This is a genomic window from Exiguobacterium sp. s152, from assembly GCF_018618335.1.
GTDB lineage: Bacteria > Bacillota > Bacilli > Exiguobacteriales > Exiguobacteriaceae > Exiguobacterium > Exiguobacterium chiriqhucha.
In genome coordinates, this window is the sequence record NZ_JACSLX010000003.1 from 83,515 (window position 1) to 107,603 (window position 24,089).

28 protein-coding genes and 1 pseudogene are annotated in these 24,089 nt (G+C 50.8%); 13 read left to right on the forward strand and 16 right to left on the reverse strand.

Features of this window, described 5'->3' with window-relative positions; all coding sequences use genetic code 11:
• Positions 1-543: a GNAT family N-acetyltransferase gene (locus KNP72_RS07160; protein WP_214832640.1), complete on the reverse strand. Its 543-nt coding sequence runs from the start codon at positions 541-543 to the stop codon at positions 1-3.
• Positions 544-623: 80 nt separating this feature from the next.
• A complete protein-coding gene (locus KNP72_RS07165; RefSeq protein ID WP_214832642.1) occupies positions 624-1,019 on the reverse strand; it encodes a hypothetical protein in 396 nt (131 codons plus the stop codon).
• 333 nt (positions 1,020-1,352) lie between these two features.
• On the opposite strand from KNP72_RS07165, the gene KNP72_RS07170 reads away from it, so the two are divergent.
• From KNP72_RS07170 to KNP72_RS07195, 6 genes are all read left to right on the forward strand, one after another.
• Positions 1,353-2,201 carry a transporter substrate-binding domain-containing protein gene (locus KNP72_RS07170; RefSeq protein ID WP_131472673.1) on the forward strand — a complete coding sequence of 283 codons (849 nt, stop codon included), beginning with the start codon at positions 1,353-1,355 and terminating at the stop codon, positions 2,199-2,201.
• A 6-nt stretch (positions 2,202-2,207) separates the two neighbouring features.
• Positions 2,208-2,903, forward strand: coding sequence for an amino acid ABC transporter permease (locus KNP72_RS07175; protein WP_021067457.1), 696 nt, complete (start codon positions 2,208-2,210; stop codon positions 2,901-2,903).
• Between the two features lie 110 nt (positions 2,904-3,013).
• On the forward strand, positions 3,014-3,187 hold the full coding sequence (locus tag KNP72_RS07180) for a hypothetical protein (RefSeq protein WP_214832644.1): 174 nt from the start codon (positions 3,014-3,016) through the stop codon (positions 3,185-3,187).
• Positions 3,188-3,297: 110 nt separating this feature from the next.
• A complete protein-coding gene (locus tag KNP72_RS07185; RefSeq protein WP_214832646.1) occupies positions 3,298-4,206 on the forward strand; it encodes an AAA family ATPase in 909 nt (302 codons plus the stop codon).
• Between the two features lies 1 nt (position 4,207).
• Complete coding sequence (locus KNP72_RS07190; RefSeq protein WP_214832648.1) at positions 4,208-5,236, forward strand: DUF58 domain-containing protein; 1,029 nt, start codon at positions 4,208-4,210, stop codon at positions 5,234-5,236.
• Positions 5,233-6,210: a hypothetical protein gene (locus KNP72_RS07195; RefSeq protein WP_214832650.1), complete on the forward strand. Its 978-nt coding sequence runs from the start codon at positions 5,233-5,235 to the stop codon at positions 6,208-6,210. Before KNP72_RS07190 ends, KNP72_RS07195 begins: the two co-directional genes overlap by 4 nt.
• 49 nt (positions 6,211-6,259) lie before the next feature.
• Here KNP72_RS07195 and cls read toward each other — a convergent pair whose 3' ends face one another.
• A complete protein-coding gene (gene cls / locus KNP72_RS07200) occupies positions 6,260-7,726 on the reverse strand; it encodes a cardiolipin synthase (RefSeq protein ID WP_214832653.1) in 1,467 nt (488 codons plus the stop codon).
• A 121-nt stretch (positions 7,727-7,847) separates the two neighbouring features.
• Complete coding sequence (locus KNP72_RS07205; RefSeq protein WP_214832655.1) at positions 7,848-8,630, reverse strand: LysM peptidoglycan-binding and 3D domain-containing protein; 783 nt, start codon at positions 8,628-8,630, stop codon at positions 7,848-7,850.
• A 208-nt stretch (positions 8,631-8,838) separates the two neighbouring features.
• Between KNP72_RS07205 and KNP72_RS07210 the strand changes: the two genes are divergently transcribed.
• Together KNP72_RS07210 and KNP72_RS07215 are read left to right on the forward strand one after the other, a co-directional pair.
• A complete protein-coding gene (locus KNP72_RS07210; RefSeq protein ID WP_251128921.1) occupies positions 8,839-9,099 on the forward strand; it encodes a DUF1294 domain-containing protein in 261 nt (86 codons plus the stop codon).
• A gap of 140 nt (positions 9,100-9,239) precedes the next feature.
• Entirely contained in the window at positions 9,240-10,037 is a 798-nt protein-coding gene (locus tag KNP72_RS07215; RefSeq protein ID WP_214832657.1) for a helix-turn-helix transcriptional regulator, read from the forward strand.
• A gap of 33 nt (positions 10,038-10,070) precedes the next feature.
• On the opposite strand, the pseudogene KNP72_RS07220 reads toward KNP72_RS07215, so the two are convergent.
• Positions 10,071-10,829, reverse strand: a pseudogene (locus KNP72_RS07220) (glucose 1-dehydrogenase).
• A 151-nt stretch (positions 10,830-10,980) separates the two neighbouring features.
• Here KNP72_RS07220 and KNP72_RS07225 point away from each other — a divergent pair.
• Positions 10,981-11,856: an alpha/beta fold hydrolase gene (locus tag KNP72_RS07225; RefSeq protein WP_214832659.1), complete on the forward strand. Its 876-nt coding sequence runs from the start codon at positions 10,981-10,983 to the stop codon at positions 11,854-11,856.
• Complete coding sequence (locus KNP72_RS07230) at positions 11,856-12,395, forward strand: hypothetical protein (RefSeq protein WP_214719592.1); 540 nt, start codon at positions 11,856-11,858, stop codon at positions 12,393-12,395. The genes KNP72_RS07225 and KNP72_RS07230 overlap by 1 nt, the downstream gene beginning before the upstream one ends.
• A 33-nt stretch (positions 12,396-12,428) precedes the next feature.
• Here the strand turns inward: KNP72_RS07230 and KNP72_RS07235 are convergent, their stop codons facing one another.
• Positions 12,429-12,692, reverse strand: a complete 264-nt coding sequence (locus tag KNP72_RS07235) for an excalibur calcium-binding domain-containing protein (RefSeq protein WP_113926645.1) — start codon at positions 12,690-12,692, stop codon at positions 12,429-12,431.
• A gap of 505 nt (positions 12,693-13,197) precedes the next feature.
• Between KNP72_RS07235 and KNP72_RS07240 the strand changes: the two genes are divergently transcribed.
• Together KNP72_RS07240 and KNP72_RS07245 are read left to right on the forward strand one after the other, a co-directional pair.
• Positions 13,198-13,413, forward strand: a complete 216-nt coding sequence (locus KNP72_RS07240; RefSeq protein ID WP_214719593.1) for a hypothetical protein — start codon at positions 13,198-13,200, stop codon at positions 13,411-13,413.
• An 89-nt stretch (positions 13,414-13,502) separates the two neighbouring features.
• The gene (locus KNP72_RS07245; protein WP_214832661.1) at positions 13,503-14,369 is read left to right on the forward strand and encodes an AraC family transcriptional regulator; all 867 of its coding nucleotides are present in this window, start codon (positions 13,503-13,505) and stop codon (positions 14,367-14,369) included.
• Positions 14,370-14,419: 50 nt separating this feature from the next.
• On the opposite strand, the gene bglA is transcribed toward KNP72_RS07245, so the two are convergent.
• The gene (gene bglA, locus KNP72_RS07250; protein ID WP_214719595.1) at positions 14,420-15,874 is read right to left on the reverse strand and encodes a 6-phospho-beta-glucosidase; all 1,455 of its coding nucleotides are present in this window, start codon (positions 15,872-15,874) and stop codon (positions 14,420-14,422) included.
• Positions 15,875-16,032: 158 nt separating this feature from the next.
• Between bglA and KNP72_RS07255 the strand changes: the two genes are divergently transcribed.
• Positions 16,033-16,743: a GntR family transcriptional regulator gene (locus KNP72_RS07255; RefSeq protein ID WP_214719596.1), complete on the forward strand. Its 711-nt coding sequence runs from the start codon at positions 16,033-16,035 to the stop codon at positions 16,741-16,743.
• Positions 16,744-16,795: 52 nt separating this feature from the next.
• On the opposite strand, the gene KNP72_RS07260 is transcribed toward KNP72_RS07255, so the two are convergent.
• The 9 genes from KNP72_RS07260 to KNP72_RS07300 all read right to left on the reverse strand — a co-directional run bounded on the left by KNP72_RS07260 (position 16,796) and on the right by KNP72_RS07300 (position 24,072).
• On the reverse strand, positions 16,796-17,026 hold the full coding sequence (locus tag KNP72_RS07260; protein WP_214719597.1) for a suppressor of fused domain protein: 231 nt from the start codon (positions 17,024-17,026) through the stop codon (positions 16,796-16,798).
• A gap of 358 nt (positions 17,027-17,384) precedes the next feature.
• On the reverse strand, positions 17,385-17,774 hold the full coding sequence (locus KNP72_RS07265) for a hypothetical protein (RefSeq protein ID WP_214719598.1): 390 nt from the start codon (positions 17,772-17,774) through the stop codon (positions 17,385-17,387).
• Positions 17,775-17,830: 56 nt separating this feature from the next.
• Positions 17,831-18,385, reverse strand: coding sequence for a hypothetical protein (locus tag KNP72_RS07270; protein WP_214719599.1), 555 nt, complete (start codon positions 18,383-18,385; stop codon positions 17,831-17,833).
• Positions 18,386-18,626: 241 nt separating this feature from the next.
• On the reverse strand, positions 18,627-20,000 hold the full coding sequence (locus tag KNP72_RS07275; protein WP_214832665.1) for a barstar family protein: 1,374 nt from the start codon (positions 19,998-20,000) through the stop codon (positions 18,627-18,629).
• Entirely contained in the window at positions 19,997-20,701 is a 705-nt protein-coding gene (locus tag KNP72_RS07280; RefSeq protein ID WP_214719601.1) for a hypothetical protein, read from the reverse strand. Before KNP72_RS07280 ends, KNP72_RS07275 begins: the two co-directional genes overlap by 4 nt.
• 13 nt (positions 20,702-20,714) lie before the next feature.
• A complete protein-coding gene (locus KNP72_RS07285) occupies positions 20,715-21,776 on the reverse strand; it encodes a DUF58 domain-containing protein (RefSeq protein ID WP_251128922.1) in 1,062 nt (353 codons plus the stop codon).
• 2 nt (positions 21,777-21,778) lie between these two features.
• Positions 21,779-22,702, reverse strand: a complete 924-nt coding sequence (locus tag KNP72_RS07290; RefSeq protein ID WP_214832668.1) for an AAA family ATPase — start codon at positions 22,700-22,702, stop codon at positions 21,779-21,781.
• The gene (locus KNP72_RS07295) at positions 22,699-23,472 is read right to left on the reverse strand and encodes a hypothetical protein (protein WP_251128923.1); all 774 of its coding nucleotides are present in this window, start codon (positions 23,470-23,472) and stop codon (positions 22,699-22,701) included. The genes KNP72_RS07290 and KNP72_RS07295 overlap by 4 nt, the downstream gene beginning before the upstream one ends.
• A gap of 162 nt (positions 23,473-23,634) precedes the next feature.
• Positions 23,635-24,072, reverse strand: a complete 438-nt coding sequence (locus KNP72_RS07300) for a DUF3916 domain-containing protein (protein ID WP_214719604.1) — start codon at positions 24,070-24,072, stop codon at positions 23,635-23,637.
• Positions 24,073-24,089: the final 17 nt, after the last annotated feature.

Sequence of the window (24,089 nt, forward strand, 5' to 3'; positions counted from 1 at the left end):
TCAGAAAATCTTGTACCAATACAACGTCATGTCGATGTTCGGATTGCCGGTCTGTTTGAGCGTATCGACACCGCCGAGCGCGAACCCTTCTTTCACATAAAATCGACACGCGATCACGTTATCGTTCTGCGCTTCGAGCGACAATCCCAGCAACGATTGCTTTTTTGCCCACGTCTGCGCAGCTTCTATCAGCAAATGCCCAAGCCCGCTGTTGCGATAGCTGCCACGGACCGCGATGTTCTCGATATAAGCAAAACGGTTCCAGTCTTTCACCACACGGATTTGTCCAATACATGTCGTCTCGTCGAATGCCAAGAATACTTGTTTGTCCTCACTGTTGATGTATTCATGCCAGTCTAGTGAATCGTCTGGGAAGCTCGTCTCATGGGCTTTCTCATATAACTGTTCCTCATACATCCAAACCCCGTCACAAAAGCTCGGGATGATTTTCCCGATGACTGGAAACGCATTATTGGCTTCGTTTACGACGCTGATGGAATACTCATCTAACGCTTTGATCGAGATGTTCGGTGCTTCTTCCATTGCATCTTTCTCCCTTCATATGTAATGACCGCTCCATCCCAAAACCAAATGGTCTCACTAGACTAGCCGTAAAATGGCGGTCATGAAATCAAAGTCGGTGGGTCTGTCGACAACACTTCAATTACATCATTTGATGTCAGAAACACGTAATGCTGAATATTATAAACCGCTTCGTAAATGTTTGTTGATTCTTCAGCTAGCCATTTTAAATAGCTGGAATCGGTCACTTGAAAGAGTGTCCAATTGCTAAAAAAATCAATGTCATAATGTTTGTATAAATGTTCTAGCGTTCTAATAAGCGTTCCTTCGTCTGTATGTCGATACGACAGCACTAGTCCGTCAAACAAGAATGTATACGTGTTCTCATGCGTATCCATAAACACAAGTCTTAATCCGTCTTTATCATCAATTAGAGCCTGCAGATATAGTTTGGCCGGTATCTCTGGATTGACTGTCCATCTCTCCCATTTTTCCATGTGTGCCCTCCTCTCCTCATTTTAATATGTTACGAATATGCCTTTACTATCTATCATACATGAATTATTAAAGTTCACATGCGTCGGAGTCGGCTGATCAACACGATGATATTTTTACTTAAACCGTATTGTTCAAACCGACATCTATTGATCTGTTTCATCATAATTACTAAACTGTGTCATTCGATTGAATCCTTCATTCATTAACATGTTAGCGCTTTATGGATTTATGTTTCAAAAATAACTTTAACGCTGTTCATCCGCTCTTAGGAGTTGCCTGTAAGCGTATGTCATGCTATTTTTAGACAGATGATAACTTAAGGAGGAACTTGAATGAAACGTATGACAAAAGGTTTGGCAGCATCCCTATTATTGGCTGTCCCGCTCGCGGCGTGTGGTGATTCTAGCACCGATCAGGCCGAAACTTCGCGCTGGGACGAAATCAAAGAAGACGGTACGCTCACGGTCGGTACGGCCGGTACGCTCTATCCGGCCTCGTTCCGTGAAGAAGATAGCGATACGTTGACGGGGTTTGACGTCGAGCTCATGAAAGAGGTCGGGAAACGTCTCGACCTCGAGGTCCAATTCAAAGAGATGGCGTTCGACAACATGTTGACGAGCGTTCAAAACGGACAAGTCGACGTCGCCGCAAACGATATCTCGGTCACAGACGACCGGAAAGAGAAGTTTGCCTTCTCGACGCCATACAAGTACACGTACGGGACGGCCATCGTTCGCAAGAGCGATCTATCAGGTATCGAGTCACTTGAGGACTTGAAAGGCAAAAAGGCCGCTGGAGAAGCGACGACCGTCTTCATGGACGTAGCACGTCAATACGGGGCGGAGGAAGTCATCTATGACAACGCCACGAACGACCAGTACCTCCGTGACGTCTCGACAGGACGGACCGACGTCATCTTGAACGACTACTATCTCCAGACGCTCGCCCTCGCCTTCTTCCCGGAGTTCGACATCACGATTCACCCGGATATCGCCTATAACCCACAGGAAGTTGCGTTCTTGATGGATAAGGAAAACGCAGAGCTTCAAGAGAACATCGACCGCGTCCTTACCGAGATGCTTGAAGACGGCACGGTGAAAGAGTTGTCGGAAACGTTCTATAACGGTGCCGATGTCTCGGTCGAACCAGACGTCGACGCGACCATCGTCGAATTGGACTAAGCACTTATGTTCGAAGGTGTGAAATGGGAAGCGATTTTTGACGTCGACCTGGCTGTGCGCTCGTTCCCTTATCTGCTAGGCGGTTTGCCGAACACGCTTTGGATCTCATTCGTCAGCATGTTCTTCGGCTTATTGCTTGGTCTCGTGCTCGCCCTTGGGAAACTGTCACCGTCGAGGTTGCTACGGTTCCCGTCGACGTTCTATATCTCGTTCATGCGGGGTGTACCGATTTTGATTATCCTGTTCATCTTATATTCAGGGTTTCCATTCATCGGCATCGAGTTCGCAGCGCTGACGGCGGCAATCATCGGGTTCAGTCTGAACTCGGCGGCCTATATCGCGGAAATCGTCCGGGCTGCGATCCGTGCCGTCGATCCAGGACAAGTCGAGGCGGCCCGCTCGCTCGGGATGAACAAGTGGTTGACGCTGAAAGGGGTCATCTTACCTCAGGCGACACGGATTGCCCTCCCCCCGCTTTCGAACGTGTTCCTCGATTTGATTAAAGCGAGTTCGCTCGCCGCCATGATCACGGTTCCGGAGATTTTCAATAAGGCGAAAATCGTCGGGGGTCGGGAATTCGATTATATGACCGTCTATTTGGTTGTCGCCTTGATCTATTGGGGCATCTGTACGTTCATGTCGTTCTTCCAGGACTGGCTGGAGCGGCATTTCGAACGCTATTTGGATACACCGAAACGATGACTGACTTGCCTCATACAGGCAGGTCAGTTTTTTTGTCGGGCGGTTATTGCGAAAGTGACATGGTATAGTCAACCTATTCCATATTGCGATTCAAAGGAGAGACGTCGCCTATGTTCTCAAAATTATTATTCGGATCATCCGTTCTCATCACACTTACGTATATTTTGTTCGACGTGCCAACATGGGTCAGCGTCCTGCAGCCTTTCACAAGCATGATTGTCTTGTATTACTTGATTTTCGAGTTCCCGAGCCGTAAGAACGCGAAAACGTCTTCTTCGGATTGACCATGATCGACCTACATATTTAGCAACACCGTTCTTTAGCGTTCCATCTCGGTCCGCGAGTGTGCTATGATTTTTATAAATATTCAGAAAATAGACGGGGGACTTACATTATGGTGCAACAATGGAAGACACATTTAAACGATCAAGTGATCGGGCAGTCGAAGGCGATTAAGCTGTCGACGATCGCTCTCCTCTCCGGGGGCCACGTGCTGCTCGAGGACCGGCCTGGTACCGGCAAGACGACGCTTGCACGAAGCCTGGCCACATCGGTCTCGGCCGCGTTCCAACGCGTGCAATGTACACCGGACACGCTACCGAGTGACATTTTAGGGATGGAGCTGTTCAATCCGACGACGGGCACGTTCGAACGCCGGACTGGACCGATTTTCACGTCAATCTTGCTCGTCGATGAGATTAACCGGACGACACCTCGGACACAGTCGGCACTGCTGGAGGCGATGCAGGAGCGACAAGTGACGCTCGGTGAGGTGTCGCTTCGTCTACCGGACCCGTTCTTCGTCATCGCGACGCAAAACCCGTTCGATGGGCAAGGGACGTTCCCGTTGCCGCAGGCTCAACTCGACCGCTTCTTGTTCAAACTGTCGCTCGCTCCGTTGTCTCGGGAGTCGGAACGCCGGTTGCTACGGAACGAGCATTTGAGTGCAGCCCCGTTCACGTTGCAACAGACCGAACTTGCCGAGATGCAGCAAGCCGTCCGTGATGTCTTGTTCCACGAGGCGATGGAGGACTATCTCCTCGATTTCGTCGAGGCGCTCCGTCATCACCGGGATATCGAGGTCGGACCGAGCCCACGGGCGACGCTCGCCTACACGATGGCGGCTCGGGCGCATGCCTATATGGACGGACGGGATTACGTATCACCGGAAGACATCCGCGCGCTCGCCTTGCCGATTCTCGGACACCGCATCGTCTTGACGGTCGAGGCGTCGCTCAAGACGAAGCCGTCTAAATTGATCAAGTCCGTTTTGGAGACCATCCCGGTCCCGTCAGAGGTGTGATATGCAACTCGTCAGCCCTCGCTACCTCGAGTCCGGGTATATGTGGCTCTTGTTCGTCGTCGGGGTGTTCACCGCCCTATACGGCAACGTCTTCCTCGCGAGTGTGATTATCGGTTTCAGCCTGTATGCGCTCATCATGCCGGAGTTGTTGTTCCGGCTCGCTGAATACGTACATGTCGAAGTGACCGACGAGCTGAAGCTGTTCCCGAACGATGAAGAGACGTATACAATCAAATTGGTTTCAACGGCGCCTGTCCCGCTCGGTGTCGTCCGTCTGTCAGGATATCTCCATCCTACCGTCGAGTCGGAGGAACACGCCTTCTGGCGCCAAGAGAACTATGTCGGACGCGAGGCGGCCGTCGCCTATACGCTCCCGCTCAAGGCGATTCGACGCGGACCGATCCGCATGGAGGCGATTGGTATGGAGATTCGTGACCCGCTCCGTATGTTCTCGCTCTATAAGGAAGACCCGCTCGACCGCATCGGCTATGTCTTCCCTGAATTCCTGCCTTATCCGATTCCGAAGCGCCCTCCGACGTTACCTGGGGAGGAGATGGTCCGTCATAGCGCCTACCGTGACCCGGAGACGTTCCAGTCAGTGGCGCCGTATCACGGCCAGCCGATGCGACAACTGTATTGGTCGGCCTATGCGAAAACGGGGGAACTGCTCGCCCGGACCGAGCAACCCGTCCAAGCGAACGAATATGTCGTCGTGCTCGACTTGCTGACGAAAGACGGACGCGCCCTCACCCATCAGATAGAGCGGTTGATTTCGCAGGCTGCGGCGCTATGCCGCGACTTCGAGAAAGAGAACGCGAGCTATGGGCTGATTGTGCCGACATTGACGAAGGAAGGGATCACCTATGACCTCGCACCGGGGAGCGGTGAGACGCATTTCCGCAAGGTCATGACGACGCTCGCTTGTCTATCGGAGCGTGACTTCCCGCTCGCCCGGTCGCTGTTCGAACGGAAAGTCGCCAAATACGGCGGCAGCCAATCGATTCTACGGCTCGGAGGTGACGGCCGATGAGACTACTTTGGTGGGTATTTGCCGCTTTCTATGTCGGTCACGCGTTTCCGCTCGTCTTTCTCTTGACGCTCCGATTGCCGCGCAACTGGCAACTCGGTGTTCAGACGGCCCTCAGCATCGCCGCCCTTTGGTTTTCTTATGAAATGAGCGTGACGTTGCTCTTATTCACGTACGTCCATGCCTTTATCCGGACGCTCGACTGGACGGACCGTTACGCGATTGCCAGCGTGCTCTTCCTGATCGTCGATTGGTTGTCCCCGCCGGCGTCGCAGCCGCTCGCGATGATCGTCTTCCCGTTCTTGTTCTTGTTTTGGCAGCGGAGCCTATATTACCGCCGTGACTATAAACGGATGTTGTCGACGCTCGTCGTCGCCCTCGCCGTCGGTCTCGGACTGGCCGTCATCATCCGGACGATCAAAGAGTTATTGTTCGGTAACCTCGTCGCCTGGATTCGTCCCATCTTCGTGTGGATCGGGGGTTGGTTCGATGGGTTCAACTTGGATCCGACCGACCGCGTCAACCGGATTCTCGTGCCGGACAATCCGAACATCGATGCCGAGACGATTTCGAATGAGACGTTGCTCGAATCGGCAACGAATCAATCACTGTTCTTGATTCTGGCGTTTCTCGTCCTTCTGGTCGGGTTGGTCGCCTTGTTCATCTACTTGCAACGCCGTAAAGAGATACAAGAGGATGTGACGGTACCGAAACAGCGCCATCAAGCGGCGGATGCCGTCCGTCGCGTCACACGGGCCCCACGGCACGTCCGCTTGCTCGATGCCGGGCGCCGGCTTGAACAGGCCCATCCTCGCCATCGTGAGGAGACGGTCATGGAATGGTTCGACCGCATCGGATTCAGCGAAGGGAGTCGCTTCGCCGTCTGGCTCGAGGCCGCCGAGTACGGGGAGAAAGAAGCCCCGGTACCCATTGTCGAGGCGTTCGAACGACACGTCACCCAGACGCTCAAAAAATAAGAGACCAGTCAGTTCGCCGGGCACTCCCGGACGGTCTGACTGGTCTTTTTTAAAGGATTGGGCTGAGCAAGCGTGACACGCTCTCTTTGAAACGGATCCATTTCGTTCGTGTCTCATAACGCTCAATCGTTAACCTGTCGGCACATGCGAGGTCTCGATTGAATGCATCGATGACAGACTGGGCAACGACTTCGTCATAAACGAGCGCTGAGATCTCGAAATTGAGACGGAAACTGCGCGCGTCGATGTTCGTCGTGCCGATCGAGGCGACCTCGCCATCGATGACGAGCGTCTTCGCATGGAGGAACCCACCTTCATACGTATATACTTCGGCACCGTAGCGGACGAGCTCGGACGCATTCGTATACGTCGCCCAATAGACAAACATGTGATCCGGCTTGTTCGGAATCATCAGGCGGATTTTCGTCCCAGACATGAGCGCGTTACGGCAGGCGTCAAGGAAGCTAGCGTCAGGGATGAAATATGGGGTCTGGATGTAAATCGTCTCTTTCGCCTCGGTGATCATCTTGACGAGCATATTTTTCAAGTGCTCGGTCGACGAGTTCGGGCCAGATGTGACGATTTGTACCGGTGACCGGGACGTCTCGAGTAGAGAAGTCGGCCAAAGGAAGTCCTCTTTCTCGGCCCGGTGTTTCGTCGGTACGGCACGGTTCCAATCGAGGAGGAAACGCTCGAGCAATTCACGAACCGCCTCCCCTCTCATCCGCAGATGCACATCGCGCCAATAGCCAAACTGACGGTTCGTCCCGAGGTATTCATTTCCGACATTGAAACCGCCGATATAGCCGACTTCCCCATCAATGATACATAGCTTTCGGTGATTCCGGTTGTTGACGCGGAAGTTGATACCGAGGCGTGACGGGAAGAACGACTTCACCTCGCCGCCGTGCGCGAGGAGCTGTTTGAAATGGGAACGTCGCAATCCCCGTGAGCCGACGGCGTCATAGAGCAGACGTACTTTGACGCCTTCCTTGGCCCGGCGCGTGAGTGCCTCGATGAGCGCTTGGCCGAGCGAGTCATTTTGAATGATATAGTACTGGATGTTGATTTCCTGCGTCGCTATCTCGATGTCATGGAATAACGCCTCGAACTTCTGCTCGCCATCATGGATGACCTGAATCGCATTATGATACGTCACGAGCGCATTTGTGGAGGATAAGTTCAAGCGGGCGAGCCTTCGATATTTTGACAAGAGCGGGTCATGAGCGAACAGCCCCTCATGTGCATCAAGCTCGGTCAATTGGTCGTCGACGTGTTTGGCGTACTCGTGACGACGTTCCTCGTCGACTTGATAAAAGTTGTTCGATTTGATTAACCGTCCGAAGAAGATGTAGATGAAAAAACCGAGCAGTGGGATGAAAAACAGTACGAGCAACCAAGCCCATGTCGAACCAATGTCACGCCGCTCGAAAAAGATGATGGTGACGGCGAACGTGACGTTCAAGACAATCAGCACGATACCGAGAATACTGATGATGATTTCAGTTGGGACCATCTCGACGCCTCCTTTATCCTCTAGTTTACCCGATGATGGGCAAAACGAAATGCTCGTTTACAGATACCGCGTCTACAACACAAAAAAACACCGCGCTTGCGGTGTTTTTGGGGTAAATCGATTAGTTTAAGATTGTGATTTGAACTGATTTACGACCGAAGTTGAGCGCTTGCTCTTGTGTCGGCATCAAGAGGTCAATCTTGTTACCTTTGATGGCGCCGCCAGTATCTCCAGCGATTGCTTCGCCGTAGCCTTCAACATAAACTTTAGAGCCGAGTGGGATGACTGAAGGGTCAACCGCGATGACTTTTTGGTTCGGGTTCGAGCGGACGTCGATTCCTGTTGCCGTGATTCCTGAGCATCCTGCACAGTATGGCGTGTAAGCCGTTGCTTCCACAGTCATCGTCTTACCTGAAGCCGGAGCTTGGGTTTGCGTTGTCGACGTAGACTGTTTCGTCACTGGTGCAGATGTTGATGCTTTTGGTTTAGCGGCTGGTGCACTGTTTGCAACCGATGCTGCGTTGGCACCTTTTACAGAGAATTGTTGACCAGGGAAAATGAGATCTGATTTAAGACCGTTCCATGTCATCAATTGGTTGACAGATACGCCGTTGTTTGTCGCGATGCGATACAACGTGTCGCCTGCTTTAACTGTATACGTTTTTGAAGCGTTTGAAGCTTTAGCTTCTGACTTCGCGAGCTTCAATACTTGATTCGGATAGATCATATTAGAGTTTAAGCCGTTCGCTTGTTTGATATCATTTACAGATACGTTGTTGTTCACGGCGATACGGTAAAGTGTATCTCCAGACTGAACTGTGTGTGTTGATGCTGCCGAAGCTGGAGCAGCGACTCCTAAACTAAGGCCAGCGAGTGCCGTTAGTGTCAATAGTGGTTTTTTCATAAGAATATTCCTCCCTTTTCTAACGCCCCCTTACTGTAACACCTGTATATTTCACTGCCGTTACAGCCTGATATGAGAGTGATATCAGTTCAGTTACAGAAGCTTTCAAGGGGATGAGAGGAGTCTGAATTTTTACAATCCAGATACAAATGGCTTTGTTGAGCCATTTTCGACTATACTATAGAGAAGAGAAAGGAGGTTTTAGTCTTTGGAACTATTGCTGCTATATTACATTGTGACTAATTTACTAGCATTTATGTCATTTTTCCTCGATAAACGCCGTGCGAAATCAGGGGAATGGCGAATTTCAGAACGGACGTTACTCATTCTCGTCTGGATCGGTGGGGCATTCGGCGCCTATCTCGCGATGCGTCTCTTCCGTCATAAGACGTTGAAGCCGATGTTTCGGATTGGTGTCCCAATCGCCATCTTGTTGCACGCCGGTATCACTGGCTGGTTCATCTTCTGACGCCCTTATATAGAAGAAACTCGTTCGTACTGTCCAACGAAGGTGTCATCGAAATGTCTGAATTGACGCTTGGTGGCGAGAAAACAAAGTCTCCACCCGGTGCGAAACCGAAATAAATGTTCGATTGTTGAGGTGTAGTGATGAATGTCGAAACAAACATGATTGATGTCCAGTCGTGGACCGAACGGACGATGGAGTTTGGGTTTACGATGAATGAGCAGTTTCAAATCTGGCTGGTCACCCAAGGCCAAGTCGAGATTCGGATCAACGGTACCCGTTCAAGGCTCCGGGCCGGGATGGCATTGATGCTCGACCGCGGACAGGTCATAAAAGTCGAGCGGACAGATGACTCGTTTCAAATGACGATGCTTCATGTCGACCCGTTCGACTTGGTGGCACCGCCGCTCGCGGAGCAATACGTCACACCGTTCATCGAGACGATCGGCCATCACATGCTGCATCCGGCAGAACCGGGTGACAAGGCCATCTTCGAGACGCTTCAGAAAGTCATCAGGAGTTTAAAGAAAGACTCGGCTTTCGCGATGCTCGATGCGACACTGCAGCTTGCCGTGGTCTGGCGCTATTGGATTCAACGGCCGCCCGTGACGAGACAGCATGGGCAAGCGCGCATGCAACGCATGATTTCCTATATACACGACCACGACACGATGAAGCTGTCGCTTGAAGACATCGCTGCTGCCGGTGGACTGAGCCGGGCCGAATGTTGCCGTTACTTTTCAAAATGGGGGGACACCTCGCCGCTCGCTTATGTCCAAGACGTCCGGATGCAGCGGGCCGCACGTCTGTTGCATCAATCGACAGATCCGGTCGCCGAGATCGCAAAACGTCTCGGTTACACGAGCGTGAGCCATTTCGTCCAGACGTTCAAGAAAGTACATAATCGAACGCCGCTCGCGTTTCGCAAACAGAAGACATAACAAAAGCCGACGCGCGCGTGTCGGCTTTTCTCGTCAACGAGCGGTCCAACCGCCGTCTGCTTTCAAGACGTCGCCATTGACGAAACTCGAATCATCGGAGGCGAGGAACAACGAGACCTTGGCGATCTGCTCCGGTTCACCCATCGGTGCCTCCCCTGCCCCTTGGATGGCCCGCATCCCGAGCTCGCTCGGTGCGGTGATGGTGCCGCCGATATTCGTATTGACCCCGCCCGGTGCGATGGCGTTGGCCCGAATCTTGTTGAACGTACCATACGTGGCGGCAATGTTTTTCGTCAGCCCGATCAGTGCGTGCTTTGAGGCGACGTACGAGGCACCGCCCCGTGTCCCGAACAGGCCACCGACCGAGGCGTTATTGATGATGACGCCGCCCGTTTCTTGCTTGTCCATAATATGAATCGCGGCCCGGGCCAATTTCATCGGTCCGGTCAAGTTGACGGCGATGACGCGGTCCCACACTTCATCCGTCACTTCGCCGACCGTCAAAAAGTTGTCCATGATGCCGGCGTTGTTCACCAAGATATCGAGCGAACCGAACGTGCTCGTCGCCGTCTCGACCATCTTGTCGATATCTTTCTGCTTCGTGACGTTCCCCGAGACACCGACGGCTTCCCCACCGCTCGCTTTAATCTATGAGGCAATCGCCTCGACCGAGTCCCCGTTCATGTCGACGGCGACGACGCGTGCCCCTTCCTCGGCAAACAGTTTGGCGATGGCCCGACCCATCCCTGACCCGGCCCCGGTGACGAGTGCCGTTTTACCCGATAATTTCACACCGCATTCCTCCTTGTTGAGATAACTCACAGCGACAGAGAAAACGACAAGTGCAACCTGCTCACGTGTCATTAGTCTATACCCGGATTTGGAGGAAAACGTATCTCTGTTTGGAAGAATCTGCTTCTGTTCCAATCACTAGTCACGTACAATGGAAAGATACAGATATTGGGAGTTGGAAGGTGGGATTCAATTGAATCGTTATCATGCAGAAGTGATGGGAAGCAAGACACCCGTTATATTTTTACCGGCTGGAGGATTCACCGGAGAAGAGGGCCGTTCACTCGCTGAGGCGCTATGCGACGACTTCGAGGTGCATTTGCTGGATTTGCCAGGGTTCGGACGAAGTGAAGGTATCGATCGCCTTGTGACGTCCGAACAGTTGGCGGATTGGGTGAACGACTACGTCGTCACACATCGACTTGGACCCGTCCACGTGATGGCGCATTCGCTCGGCGGTGCGGTCGGTCTCGCTTTCGCCACGCATTTTCCAAAGCAAGTGGAGCGGCTTGTCTTGCTCGACCAAGGGCATAAGGCGTTCCCGCGCGTTCCGTTGAGAGAGTATGGGGTGTTCGGTCTTGCCGTCCCGCTCCTGAGCGGATTTTATTATCTGTTTGGACCTCGACTCGTTCGGAAAATCGAGACGAAAATTATTTCAGACAAAGTGTCATCTCCGATACAAGAGAAACAACTCCAGACGTTCTGCGCACAGACAGGTCTCCTTGAACGAGACGAGATTCGACGTGCGTTGGACGCCTCGGCTAAGCTCGGACGAGGCGGATCGGCTTCTATCACCTTGACGTGCCGCAGCTCATGCGTTCACTGCAAGTCCCAACCTTGCGATTTTGTCGGACTGGACGACAAAGAAGCCCGATTGACGATGTCAGCCATTCTAGACCTGCAACGACATGAGCTGCCGATCACTTACATAAGAATGACAGGTGGCCACTTCGTCCATTGGAATCCTGCGTTCCCGATTGAACAAGTGCGACAGTTTTTACAAACTGAGAAAGCGAGCGGTCTCTAATGAACCGTCAGCAAAAGATTGTCCTCGTTCTTGTGTGCTTATTGTTGGTATATGCCGGAGTGGCCTGGACATTTGATTCGACGAAGCAGCTACAGTTGCCCGAGGGAGCGGAACCGATCCTCACCTACTCCGTTGATGACCGTGACATGAGTCTTCGCTTTTTCACGAACAGCTATACCGTCGAGGAATGGAGCGACGAGCCGGTTGCGCAAAGCATAGGTCTTGAACTTACTGTCGACAATCAGGCTCGGTCGATTACATCTGAATCGCTGTCCGAGGCAGGTCTCACGTGGTCGACTTTCGGCCAATCATGCGGAGATACGTCAGCATGTTCCCCGTACGATATCCTTTACGGGATGAACCATGGCGAGACGAGCCGGGTCGTCGTCGAGTTGAACGGGGAACGGTTCGAACCGGAGCTGTTGAAGACGAAGGCCGGGAATGATGTCTGGTTCGTGCTCGTCGACCAAATCGAGTCGATTGAGTCAATCACTGGCTACGATGCTGAAGGGGATATATCGTACCGCTTTAATAACTAAAAAAGAGACGGAGGACCGCTGTCCTCTCATCTCTTAGCGTTCGCAGGCGATAAAGTCTTTGTCGCGGTCTTTCGATTTGTTTGCTTCATACAGCGTGGCGCTGACATACGGCTTGTACTTCGTCTTGCCGCCTTTGTTTTTCGTCGTCTTCGTCTTGGCGACCCCGCCCTTGTACGTCTTATTCAGTTCTGTGCAATTCTTAAATTTTTTAGGTGCGGCGTCCACGGTTTCTGACGGCGCGACACTGAGCGTGAACAACGCGATGCCGGCGATGGTCGCGCGAAGTAGTTTCTTCATGATTGTTTCCTCCTTGATCACAAACGATATGCGTTACCATTCTCGTTCATTATAGGAGGGATTAGGATAACTAACCTGATTTATAAAATGTTCAAATGAAAGGACCATCACATTGACCTTATCACCGTTTCATATCGACAATAATAATGAACAAGTTTATCAAGGGAATTTGCTTGTCTCGGAACACGAGATAGTTGAACCGCTTACTTTGGAGTTCATCGAACGGTTGGTGTTTGGTCCTGAGGCCATCAAGTGTTTGATCACCCGACACCATTCTTCGCGGCGGATCCAGTTAGAAGAACAGCCACTCGACCAACTACAGACATTGTGGGACAAGACATTCAAACACCAGATCACCTTTGATCATGCGTTTTCTCTTGACGACTTTCCGAACGGATCTTGTTGGACGATACGCGTCTGGCAAGGATACGACTGTTGGTATCTCGTCTTTACCGAGCATCACTGATTTCATTGTTAACAAACCCGCAAAGAAAGGGAATTAGTTATGGACTTACTTATATTGATGCAGGACCGGGCCCTCCCGCTACTCTTGCTCGCATTGTTTCTCATGCTGAACGTGGTGTTTGTCATCGGGATTTGGAAACGACGACACCACTTTTCCAAAGGATTCCTCGCGTTCGCGAGCTCGCTTGCGTTTCTACTCATGACGTCATCGGTCATCCTTTTCATGTTCACGATGTTCATCGGCTACAACCAGTGATGTCTTTTATCCGATGATATCCGTATTGAAATTATCGAGTGCCCCTACGATGTTCGAAGTATGATGAATGCAGAAAGGAGGGAATGTAGATGCTTGAATCATTGAACCGATTGATGGACCACATCGATCAACGTCTAACAGAAGACATCACGAATCAGGATATCACACGCATCGTCGGGGTCTCCGACTATCATTTTCGACGCATGTTTTCCTACATGGCCGGGATGACGCTCAATGAATACATCCGAAATCGTCGGCTGTCAGAAGCAAATAAGGACTTGATTCATGGGAAATCGGTCACGGACGTGGCGTATACGTATGGATACCAATCCGTCGATGGGTTCTCGCGAGCGTTTCGAGACTGGTGTGGCTTTTTACCTTCAGAAGTGATCAAGAACAAGATTCAAAAGTCGTTCCCGAAATTCACTTTCTTCATCGACATCAAAGGAGGAATTTCAATGGAATTCAAATTAGAACATAAACCTTCATTCAAGGTCGTCGGCGTGTCCAAACGCGTCCCGATTCAGTTCGAAGGCGTGAATCATGACATCGTCGAGTTGGCGCAGTCAATCACGGCGCAACAGCGAAGCGAGATGCATCAATTGGCGGACCTTTATCCAAATCAAGTGCTCAACGTATCGTACGACTTCGATGAAGGCTATTTGGACGAAACGGGTTCACTCACGCACATGATTGGCTTCGCGACGACGCAAGATAATCCGTATGAGGATCTTGAACAGATTACGATCGAGTCGAACCTGTGGGCCGTCTTCCCGAATACCGGCCCGTTCCCGGAGACGCTCCAGGAGACGATGGCCAAGACGTATGCCGAATGGCTGCCGACGTCGGGATACGAGTTGGCCGACTTGCCTAGTATCTCGTTTACGAAGCATGACGGACCGTCGGACAACGTCTATAGCGAAGTGTGGGTGGCGGTCAAACCGAAAACGACATAAGCACAGAAAAACACCTCCTGAAGACAATTGTCTTCAGGAGGTGTTGTCGTTTACTTCGAAGGCTCGTGCGCGAGCGCTTCACCATTCGTCTCGATCACATGCTTGTACCAATCGAACGAGTCTTTCTTCATCCGCTCCATCGAGCCGTTGCCCTCGTTGTCCCGGTCGACGTAAATCATGCCGTATCGTTTCTTCATCTCACCCGTCGTGAACGAGACGATGTCGATGATGCCCCACGGTGTGTAACCGATCAAGTCGACGCCGTCATAGACGACCGCTTGTTTCAACTGCTCGATGTGTGCCTTCAAATAGTCGATGCGGGCCGCATCATGGATCTTCCCATCGACGATCTCATCGACGGCCCCGAATCCGTTCTCGACGATGAAGAGCGGGATTTGATAGCGGTCATACAACCGGTTGAGTACGTAGCGGAGGCCGACCGGGTCGATTGCCCATCCCCAGTCGCTCGACTTAATGTATGGGTTCTCGACGCCGTTCGGTAGACCGCCATTGACGATGTCACCACTGTTGTCGGCGACAACGTCACTCTTCACGGTCGTCGACATGTAGTAGCTGAAACCGAGATAGTCGACGGTCCCGTTCTTCAAGATTTCCTCATCCCCGTCAAGGAACGGGATTGTGTACCCTTCCCGCTCGAACTCGTTCAAGGCATAGCTCGGGTACACCCCGCGCACTTGCACGTCCGGGAAGAAGTAACGCTGACGCATCATCTCTTCGGCGAGCATGACGTCGTCCGGGTTTGACGAGAACGGATAGATCGGCACGTGTGATACCATCGCCCCGATCTCGAAGTCCGGGTTGATCGCTTTCCCTTTCGCGACGGCGAGCGCGCTCGCAATCAACTCATGGTGCCCCGTCTGATACATCACTTCACGGGCGTTCTCCCCGTCTTCGATGATGACGCCAGAGTTCGTCCATAAGAAGAGCGGGTTGTTGACGTCCATCTTGTTGTTGATCTCGTTGAACGTCATCCAATATTTGACCTTGTCTTTATAGCGATCGAAACACACCTCGGCGAAGCGGACGAAATGGTCGACGACGGCACGGTTGCGGAACCCGCCGTACTCACGTGCGAGGTTAAGCGGCATCTCGAAGTGGGACAACGTGATGATTGGCTCGATGTCGTGCTTCAACAGCTCGTCGAACAAGTCGTCATAAAATTGGAGCCCTGCCTCGTTCGGCTCCGCATCGTCCCCGTTCGGGAAGATCCGGCTCCAACCGATCGACGTGCGGAGACACTTCAAGCCCATCTCAGCGAAGAGCGCGACGTCTTCTTTATAACGGTGATAGAAGTCGATTGCTTCATGGTTCGGATAAAATTCGTCCGGCTCGACCTTGTCCGTGATCCGACGCGCGACGCCATGAGCGCCGGCCGTCAACACGTCGACGACGCTCGGCCCTTTGCCGTCGGCGTCCCAGCCGCCTTCAAATTGGTGGGCGGCTAGAGCGCCGCCCCATAGAAAGTCTTTTGGTAATGTCTTCATTGTTGTTCCTCCTTTTCAACTTTAAATCTCCAGTACTGAATCATACTCGTCAAGTATAATTGTACCGGTACAATTATACAAGTACGATACATTTTGTATTCTCGACGAAATGGTGACGTGGTACAATCAAAGCAGATCATACGAGGTGAGGATACCACATGCTAAAATACCAACAGATTGCAACAGAGATTGAACAATACATCAATCAACACGATTTGAAGCAAGGAGATAAATTGCCCGTCCTCGAACAGTTGATGAGCCAATATGCCGTCAGTAAGAGCACGATCACGAAAGCGCTCGAGTTGCTCGAGCGAAAAGGCATCATCTTTCAATTGCGTGGGAGCGGCATCTTCGTCCGGCGCCACAACCGCCCAGGTTATATGAGCCTGTTCTCGACGCAAGGATTCAAGAGCAACCTCGGGGGCCGCATTCTGACATCGGATGTGCTCGACGTCTCGGTGACAAAGCCCGACGAGACGATTGCAGCGAACCTCGGTATTGACGTGACAGATGACGTCTATCGTGTCGAACGCGTCCGCTATGTTGACGGCGAGGTGTTCTGTTACGAGAAATCGTATTACGTGAAGGCGATTGTGCCGTATTTGAACCGGGAGATTGTCGCCGACTCGATTTTCGATTACGTCCAAGGCGCACTCGGCGTCACCATCGGCTTCTCGGACATGTACATGCAGGTCGGGCGGTTGGACGAGACCGAAGCCCGGTACCTCGACCTAAAGAAGAATGACCCGACGCTTCGCATCGAGACGATCTTTCATCTGACGAACGGAAAGCCGTTCGACTACTCACGCATCACGTACCACTACGAGCATTCGCAGTTCGTCGTCCAAGCGAACGGTCCATATATGTAAAACAAGCCCTCATGCATGCGCATGGGGGCTTGTCAGTTAACAGGGATTCGGTTTAGACGAGCGGTTTGCGTTTCAAATCGAGCAGTTCGTCATCCGTTTCATAAAGCAATTCGTCGAACGCTTCGGCACCGTGCTCCTCGATGAAACGTTCCTCTGACGGGAAAATCGGGACGAACCAGACGACGAGCACGTCGTGGGATTCGCCTTTATATTTTAAAAACGATGGATCTGAGTAGAACGGTGCGGTCACGTAGATGGAGGAAAACTTGTATTGTTTGAGCACACCTTTTGGCAGGCTGAAGTATTCATCTAAATCGAACGCTTGATGTGTCTCGAGCGCATGGGTTACTAAGTGCTACACCAACTGGACGATGTCATCTTCGGCACGCTTTTGTTTGAAGTGAAACAACAGTTCTTGATGGGCGAGCGATCCATCCTCGAATTGAAGGGAATGCAGATGTAATCCTAGTGTTGCCACGCTCACGATGCCAAAAAGTTTTGGCTCCTTCAATTTGAGTATTTGGACATGGTCCTCCAGTAAATCGGGGACGTCGTATCCAGCGACAAATTCTCTACAATGGGCTTCTAGATGTTCTAAATAATCCAATGGTTACTCCTACTTTCTTTTAGCGCATACGACTTTATTGAGTGAAATCGTTATACGCATCAGAATCGACCGTGCACATTTTCTGAATATAGTTTAAACGATCAGATTCGCTAGGAAAAGTGTGAGGCGTGAGTATGATGTCACACGAGGCCTGGGCGACGTGATGCAGTAGCTGTTCGACGACTTCAAACACCTCTGCCAAGTGCTCTGGACTCAATCGAACGTCCGGGGTCACAAGGTAACTGACCTGAATGACGTTTTCTTTCGACTCAAAAAGAGAAGCTTCATGTTCAGAAAACCATGGATAGTCGGTGAGCTCGCTTCGTCTTTTCTCATCTTTAATCACGAGGAATGCGTCACTCTCGTCAAGTCGTACTCGCCAAACCTCACTATCGAGCGATTTGAATTCTCTAAGTGTATTCAAGGTTCACCCCCTTGTATGGATTGTTTTTGAGAGAATTAACAATAACGACTTTTGTTTTATTCTAAATACATGCCAATGTCTAAAAGCTTCTCTTCTAAATGTCTGAGATTTATATTTGTATGAATCCCCATCAGATAATCAAACCTAACAAAAACTTTGAGCGATTGTTCTTTCTTGTTTGGTGGATACGATTCTAAGTGTAAATAAAGCTCTTCTCTCAACAATAATCGAATCACACGATCGACTCTCCACCCCGTCAAAACCGTTCCTTTTTTCACACCTTTGTACAAAGCTGTCGTTTTTAAATCATATAGGTTCTTTGGAAAAGTAGGTAGATGATATTCGTGAGCTGAGAGAGCTCCTCTCTTCTCAATATATGTAACCTTGAGGTCGGTCACCTTGCAATAATCCATAATTATGTTCACCGACTTCACATATGCATCTTCACTTCTCATGTATTCCTCGAAATTAAGTATAACGCCATCAAACGACTTTCCAACATCGGATATTGATGTCCACTCGTTTTTTTCGTAGCCACCGAACTCATCTCGGTATTCTGGATTGTATTTGCTTAATCTATATCGATACATCTCTCCACCTGATTTCTGCATGTGATTTTGCTCTAAATACCATGCAAATATAATCTTATGACATGATGGATTGTGTAGTCTTCAAAAGAGTCTCCTATTCTTCAGATTGAATAAAATCTCCGCCAAACGTCCATCCATTTTGTTGCAACATTTTTTCAAATTGCTCATTGAACCGATTGATATCAATAGGCTTATTTTTTTGTACAGCTCCAATTCGTCAAAATAATTTGTGACGCGCTATGCACAAGCTCCACTCACGAAGTTAAAACCGCTTGATTGAACCGTTTACATGATCGAAAAAGTGATATACGTCGCGTGTATCATGCGCTAGTACGAAGTTTCCGAAGATGTGAGGATGAAATTCTCCTAGGAACGTCTCAAGTGTTTGTACAGACGTGGGTGAAGAGAAAGGCTGCCACAACCCTTTTGCTCTTGGAATCTTTAGTTGAGGCAGAAGTTTGTCTTCAATTAACTTTTCCCATGCTGTGTCATATAGCGTCAATCGATAGACCTTCTCTCTTAGACCAAACGTTCCTCCGAGACAAAACGTCAATTCAATTGGAAACGATCCTCGTATCACGTGGTGAAAGAACGTCTCGTAATCCGCTGTGCTAATCGACTCAACAGATTCAATTGTCATCCCTTGGAGTGTCAGTCCCTCACGGTAAGAACTCACGAGCCAATCCGTTTCATTTGAGAACGTGACGACGTCTTGGCGCTCTTTGTCACGGGAAAGCGTCAGCCATGGGGCGATCTCCTCAAGTTTGCGAACGATGCCGAATGTGACAGACTCCTCTTCTAAGCGTTCAAACGAGAAACGATGTCGTTTCGGTAGCCGTACCGAAGTCTTCCGTTCCACGCGTAACGGGAACTTCGCGCTGGCCAAATGTCGATAGATCAGACGATTTTCCTCCCCTTCCTTCAGCGCATACTGCGGTAAAATAAGGATCTCTGTTCCATAATAGATGATTCGACACGGTTTCAAGTCCGGCTCGTTGTCATAATCCTTAAAATAGGTCGCGAGCATGTCTGCCGTTTCAGGCAATCGCTGCTCAAACTCCGTCCAACCGTATAGCTCCACGATGTCCGGCAATCCGTACTCATCGGTGATGACATCCCAAAACGCGTCCCAGTTCATTCCATAGTGCGAAGGAAATTGTAACTGTTCTTTTAACAGTTCATGTAACTCGGTTTCCGTCGCGATGTTGGAGACGTCTAGCGTCACACGAGTGGTTTGGTCTCTCTGTTTACACACCTCAATCGGATGCATCCAGACATACACCGTCTCGACAACTTCATATGGCGAGACATCTATATAGACGTCTCGCGTGAACGGATGCATGGCGAGGTAACGCAATACCACTACATCCGTAAAACCCTCACCAATCTGCACATCATCTGGATGAAACGAGAAGATGTCAGCGGCTTGTCGACGGATCGAGCGATAGACGTCATCAAGCTCTTGATCATAGACACGGTCGAATTCGTAACGGTCCACTTTCCATAACGTCCCACCATTCGAACGTGATAAACTCTCCGTCTTTTGTTCTAATTCATCCGTGTGCACCGCATGTCGACGCACAAATAAAGCCGTGGCCGCATCGACTTCATGCAACCACGGACGTTTCGCATTCATCTTTTCCATCGCCTCCGGTACAAAAGATAACTGAGCGGGAGCCCCGCCAACAACGCAAAGCCAAGCATCCAATAGGATTTCGGCTCTTTCGTCTGAACATCACTAGAACCACTAGTAAGGGCATCCTCCGCGGAACTTTGAGTGTTTGAACGTGTCTCGACCAAGAGTTTCTGATACATCTCGAGCGTGATCGTGTCTCCGCCGATGAACCGTTTCGCATCGGTCGTCAAGGCGGTCAACGTCTTTCCATCATAGTCAAACCAGGCATTCTCTCGCGCGGAATGGACCAATGTACCGGACACATCAGCTAAGGCAATGCCCAACTCGTCGCCATACCCGAACGTGGAGAAGGCGAAGACACCCGGCTCTTGCTCGTACGTTCCGATGACGTTTCTCGCTTCTCCGTCCTGTAAGACGGCCGACACGTGCTCATCGCTAGGGACGAACGTGCACGTCTCGTCTGACGAGTAACAGGATTTCTCGGCAATCATCACTTCATGGAGCGGACCGAACGAGATGGCTCGGCTTTCCGTCAAGTGATAGTTACTCGGGTCGTCTCCTTCGATATGGTCGAGGACGATTGACTCGAAATGTTCTTCAGCGAAACGGTCCGCGGATCGTTCTGTCGGCGCGGCAATTGATGACGTAGCACCGAGCGTGAAGATCCCGGCTAAAGCGAATGTTTTGATCAGGCGGAACATATCTTTACTCCTTTCAACCGACAGACATCTGCTTGAGCAGTGACGCGTCAATCCGAATCAGTTCCGCATGCGGATGCTTCTGTCGCTCGATGATTTGATTGAACCGTTTCGAAGCGACGAATCGATCGGATTCATGAATCGAGGCGAGGCGCACAAGCGCAAGCCGCAACTGCTTGCCACCGTCACTCATCCGTAGGTGGTCGATATGATTATCAGCATCGAGCCGATTAATGAACAGCTCGACTTTACAATCTTCCTTCACTAAATAGGATACCAGATATGCGGCCTGTTGAATCAACTCTTCGTAACGGGCATGGAGGCCATTCCCTAGCGGACCGCTCAAGTCGAGCACGAGCGTGAACGTATCGAGGTTTTGGCGTTGATACACTTTCGCCTGAAGTTTTCCTGTCTTGGCTGTAGCGACCCAGTCAATCTGTTTGACCGGCTCTTGCTCATACCGTTTTGTGCTTTGAATCATCAACGGGTCGTTGAGCGGTGAATGTTTGACGAGTCGGTCCCCCATCCGTACCAGGCGTGAGTTAAATCTGTTCTGTCTCGTGATGGATGGGAGTATGATCCAGGATGGAAGCGTATGATCTGTGACGAAGATGGTGCCAAGCCAAAACGGGAGCCTGAACTGAAGTGTACATTCATTGACTTGGACGGGCCCGCGCTGTTTCGCATGGATTGGAAGCGAATAGGTCGATTCCTCATGAAGTTGAATGACATGTACGCGCTGATTTTCGTCAAACGTCAAGCCGTGTCCCGTGACCAGGCGGACCGATGTCGGGATTCCGAGTTCTTGGAGACGTTCGACACCTGTCACCTCCATTCTTAGCGAGACACGGTCATTTACGAACAACAACTGCTCTTTCTGGTGGAACGATAAACGTGTCCCTTCGACAATTTTCTGCGTCAGCCATTTCCGAATCAGCATCAATCCTAGAATTGCGCCAGACAGATAAGCGAGCGGCCACACATATGGGAACCATATGAACAGAAGTAGGATTCCGGTATAGGCCGGCCATAGCTTGTCGTCTAAAAGTGACGGTGTGCTCACTTCGACTTGTCGCATCTTCACACCTTCTCGACCGGTACATCGACTCGCTCCAAAATATCAGCGAGAACTTCCCGTTTCGTCGATTTCACGTCCCCTTCGAGCGTGAGCGTCAAGCGGTGTGTCAGAACATGCGTCGCGACGGCTTGGACATCTTCCGGGGTCACGAATTGACGGTCTTCGATATAAGCGTAAGCTTGAGACGCCTTGACGAGGGCGAGCGTCGCGCGAGGACTGGCTCCGACTTCGACGAGCGGATGAAGTCGTGTCTCTTGGATGAGGGCGAGCAGATAGGTGACGACGTCGTCATGGATACGGACCTCCTCAACTGCTCGCTGCGCTGCTAAAAACGTTTCGGACGACATGAGGGCATGAACGATGTGGCGTGTCTTAGAAATTGTCTGAAGAATCAACTGTCGCTCCTCCCCTGCTTCAGGATATCCGACTTGAAGGGACATCAAGAAACGGTCGAGTTGAGCGTCGGGCAAGGCGAACGTCCCTGCCGATTCGATCGGGTTTTGCGTCGCGATGACGAAGAACGGTTCCGGCAGTTGATACGTGACTCCGCCGATCGAGACTTGCCGCTCTTCCATCGCCTCGAGCAAGGCGGATTGTGTCCGGGGGACGGCTCGGTTCACTTCATCAATCAATAAGATGTTGGTAAAGATCGGTCCTGTCCGATTTTCGAACGCCTGTGTCTGCATGTTGAAGAAGTCAGAACCGATGATATCGGTCGGAATCAAATCGGCCGTGAATTGGATGCGCGTGAAATCAGCTTCAAAACTCTTGGCAATACTTTTGGCAAGTAACGTTTTCCCGGTACCCGGGACGTCCTCTAACAAGATGTGCCCGTTCGCGAGTAGCGCCGTGCAGCAGAGGCGCGTGATTTCAGGTTTTCCGAGATAGATTTGGTCCAATTGTTCCAATACGCGTTTGATGGTCATAAGGGTGGCTCCTTTTCTAAACGAAGTAAATAGGCATCAAGCTGTTGTTTGAACGCTTCTTCACGTTGTGGCGTGATCTCGACTTTGTCATAACGGGTCTCTAAATAGCTCCGAAGCGAGGCGTCGAGTTGAATGCGGCTCGCCCAGGCGGATAACGTCTCGAACGTCCGTCGACGTTTTTCTTGCGGTAGCGCTTGTTCGAATTGAATCAAATGTTGCCGCAACGGGGAATCTGGTAGCGGATGAGCGGAGCGTTTTGCCTCTTCGAACGTTTCGTCTGTCTCTTGCCTTGAGTGGATCCTCTCGTCTATCGGAACGGCTTCCCTCCCCTTTTTGTGGAAGGGTCTACGCCACATCCATACACCAAGCAAAAGAAGGAGGAGGGCGCTGACAATGTAAGGCAACAGGGAAAGGCGATCGGATTCGCTTGTAGATGGTGTACCATATGACGGAGACGAGTTATTCTCATCTTCCCTTGGTGTGCCGCCTTCATCATCTGATGACCCAACAACCGCTCCTGCTTCAGAAATACCGGGCCCGGGATCTGCGTCACTACCATCTCCACACCAAACATCCGTATCGACGACCTCAATTATCCCAAACAACTTTCGCTTGTCATGACAATCCGTGACCCAACTTGTGATGGGGCTCCCTGAAATGTCCAACCCTTTGAAGTAGGTATAAGCAAGTTGACCTGAAAATGAAATAAGTGCGACAACCAGTAAAGAAATCAAGACTGCTGATACAAACAGAACTTTGGCTTTTCTCATGTAACGACCCGTATGTGAATATGTAGATTCGACTGCATCCCATTCAACGACTCCTTTCATTCATCGATTCCATTTAATCCTTTTTTTGGAAAATGGATTTGAAAGGATTATAGCATACGGATTAATGGAATATTCAGTTTTTTAGCAAAAAAAGTTGCCCGCTTATTGAACGAGCAACCAGACTTCCCCGCTATGTGTGTAATCCTCGTCTTGAATCAGCTCATGGAACCGATGTACCTCGACGTTCGCCGGAAGCATGAATCGCTGTAGGCACACAGAGTCCACTGGCAACCGCGTCCACGTCTGCTCAGACGTATCGCGTTCCATGAACGCCTTTAGTCGTGCGTCGCTTTCGAATACGAGAAGTTCGGATTGCCAAAGCGTCGGCGGGTCAATCAAGACGACGACCCGGTAACTCTCCTGTTCTCGAAGGCGCACAAGCTGAGTTCCCCCTTCTAACATCGCCTCGATGACGGCGTGCTGGATTCGGCTATTCTTCTCGATTGACAGTAAGAACGATTGATCAATCGGAATTTTGCTATGCCAATACCCGTTATGGAACGTCGTCGGAAACGAATGGGTCTGATCATTGATATACATGCGTAACCTTTTCTGTC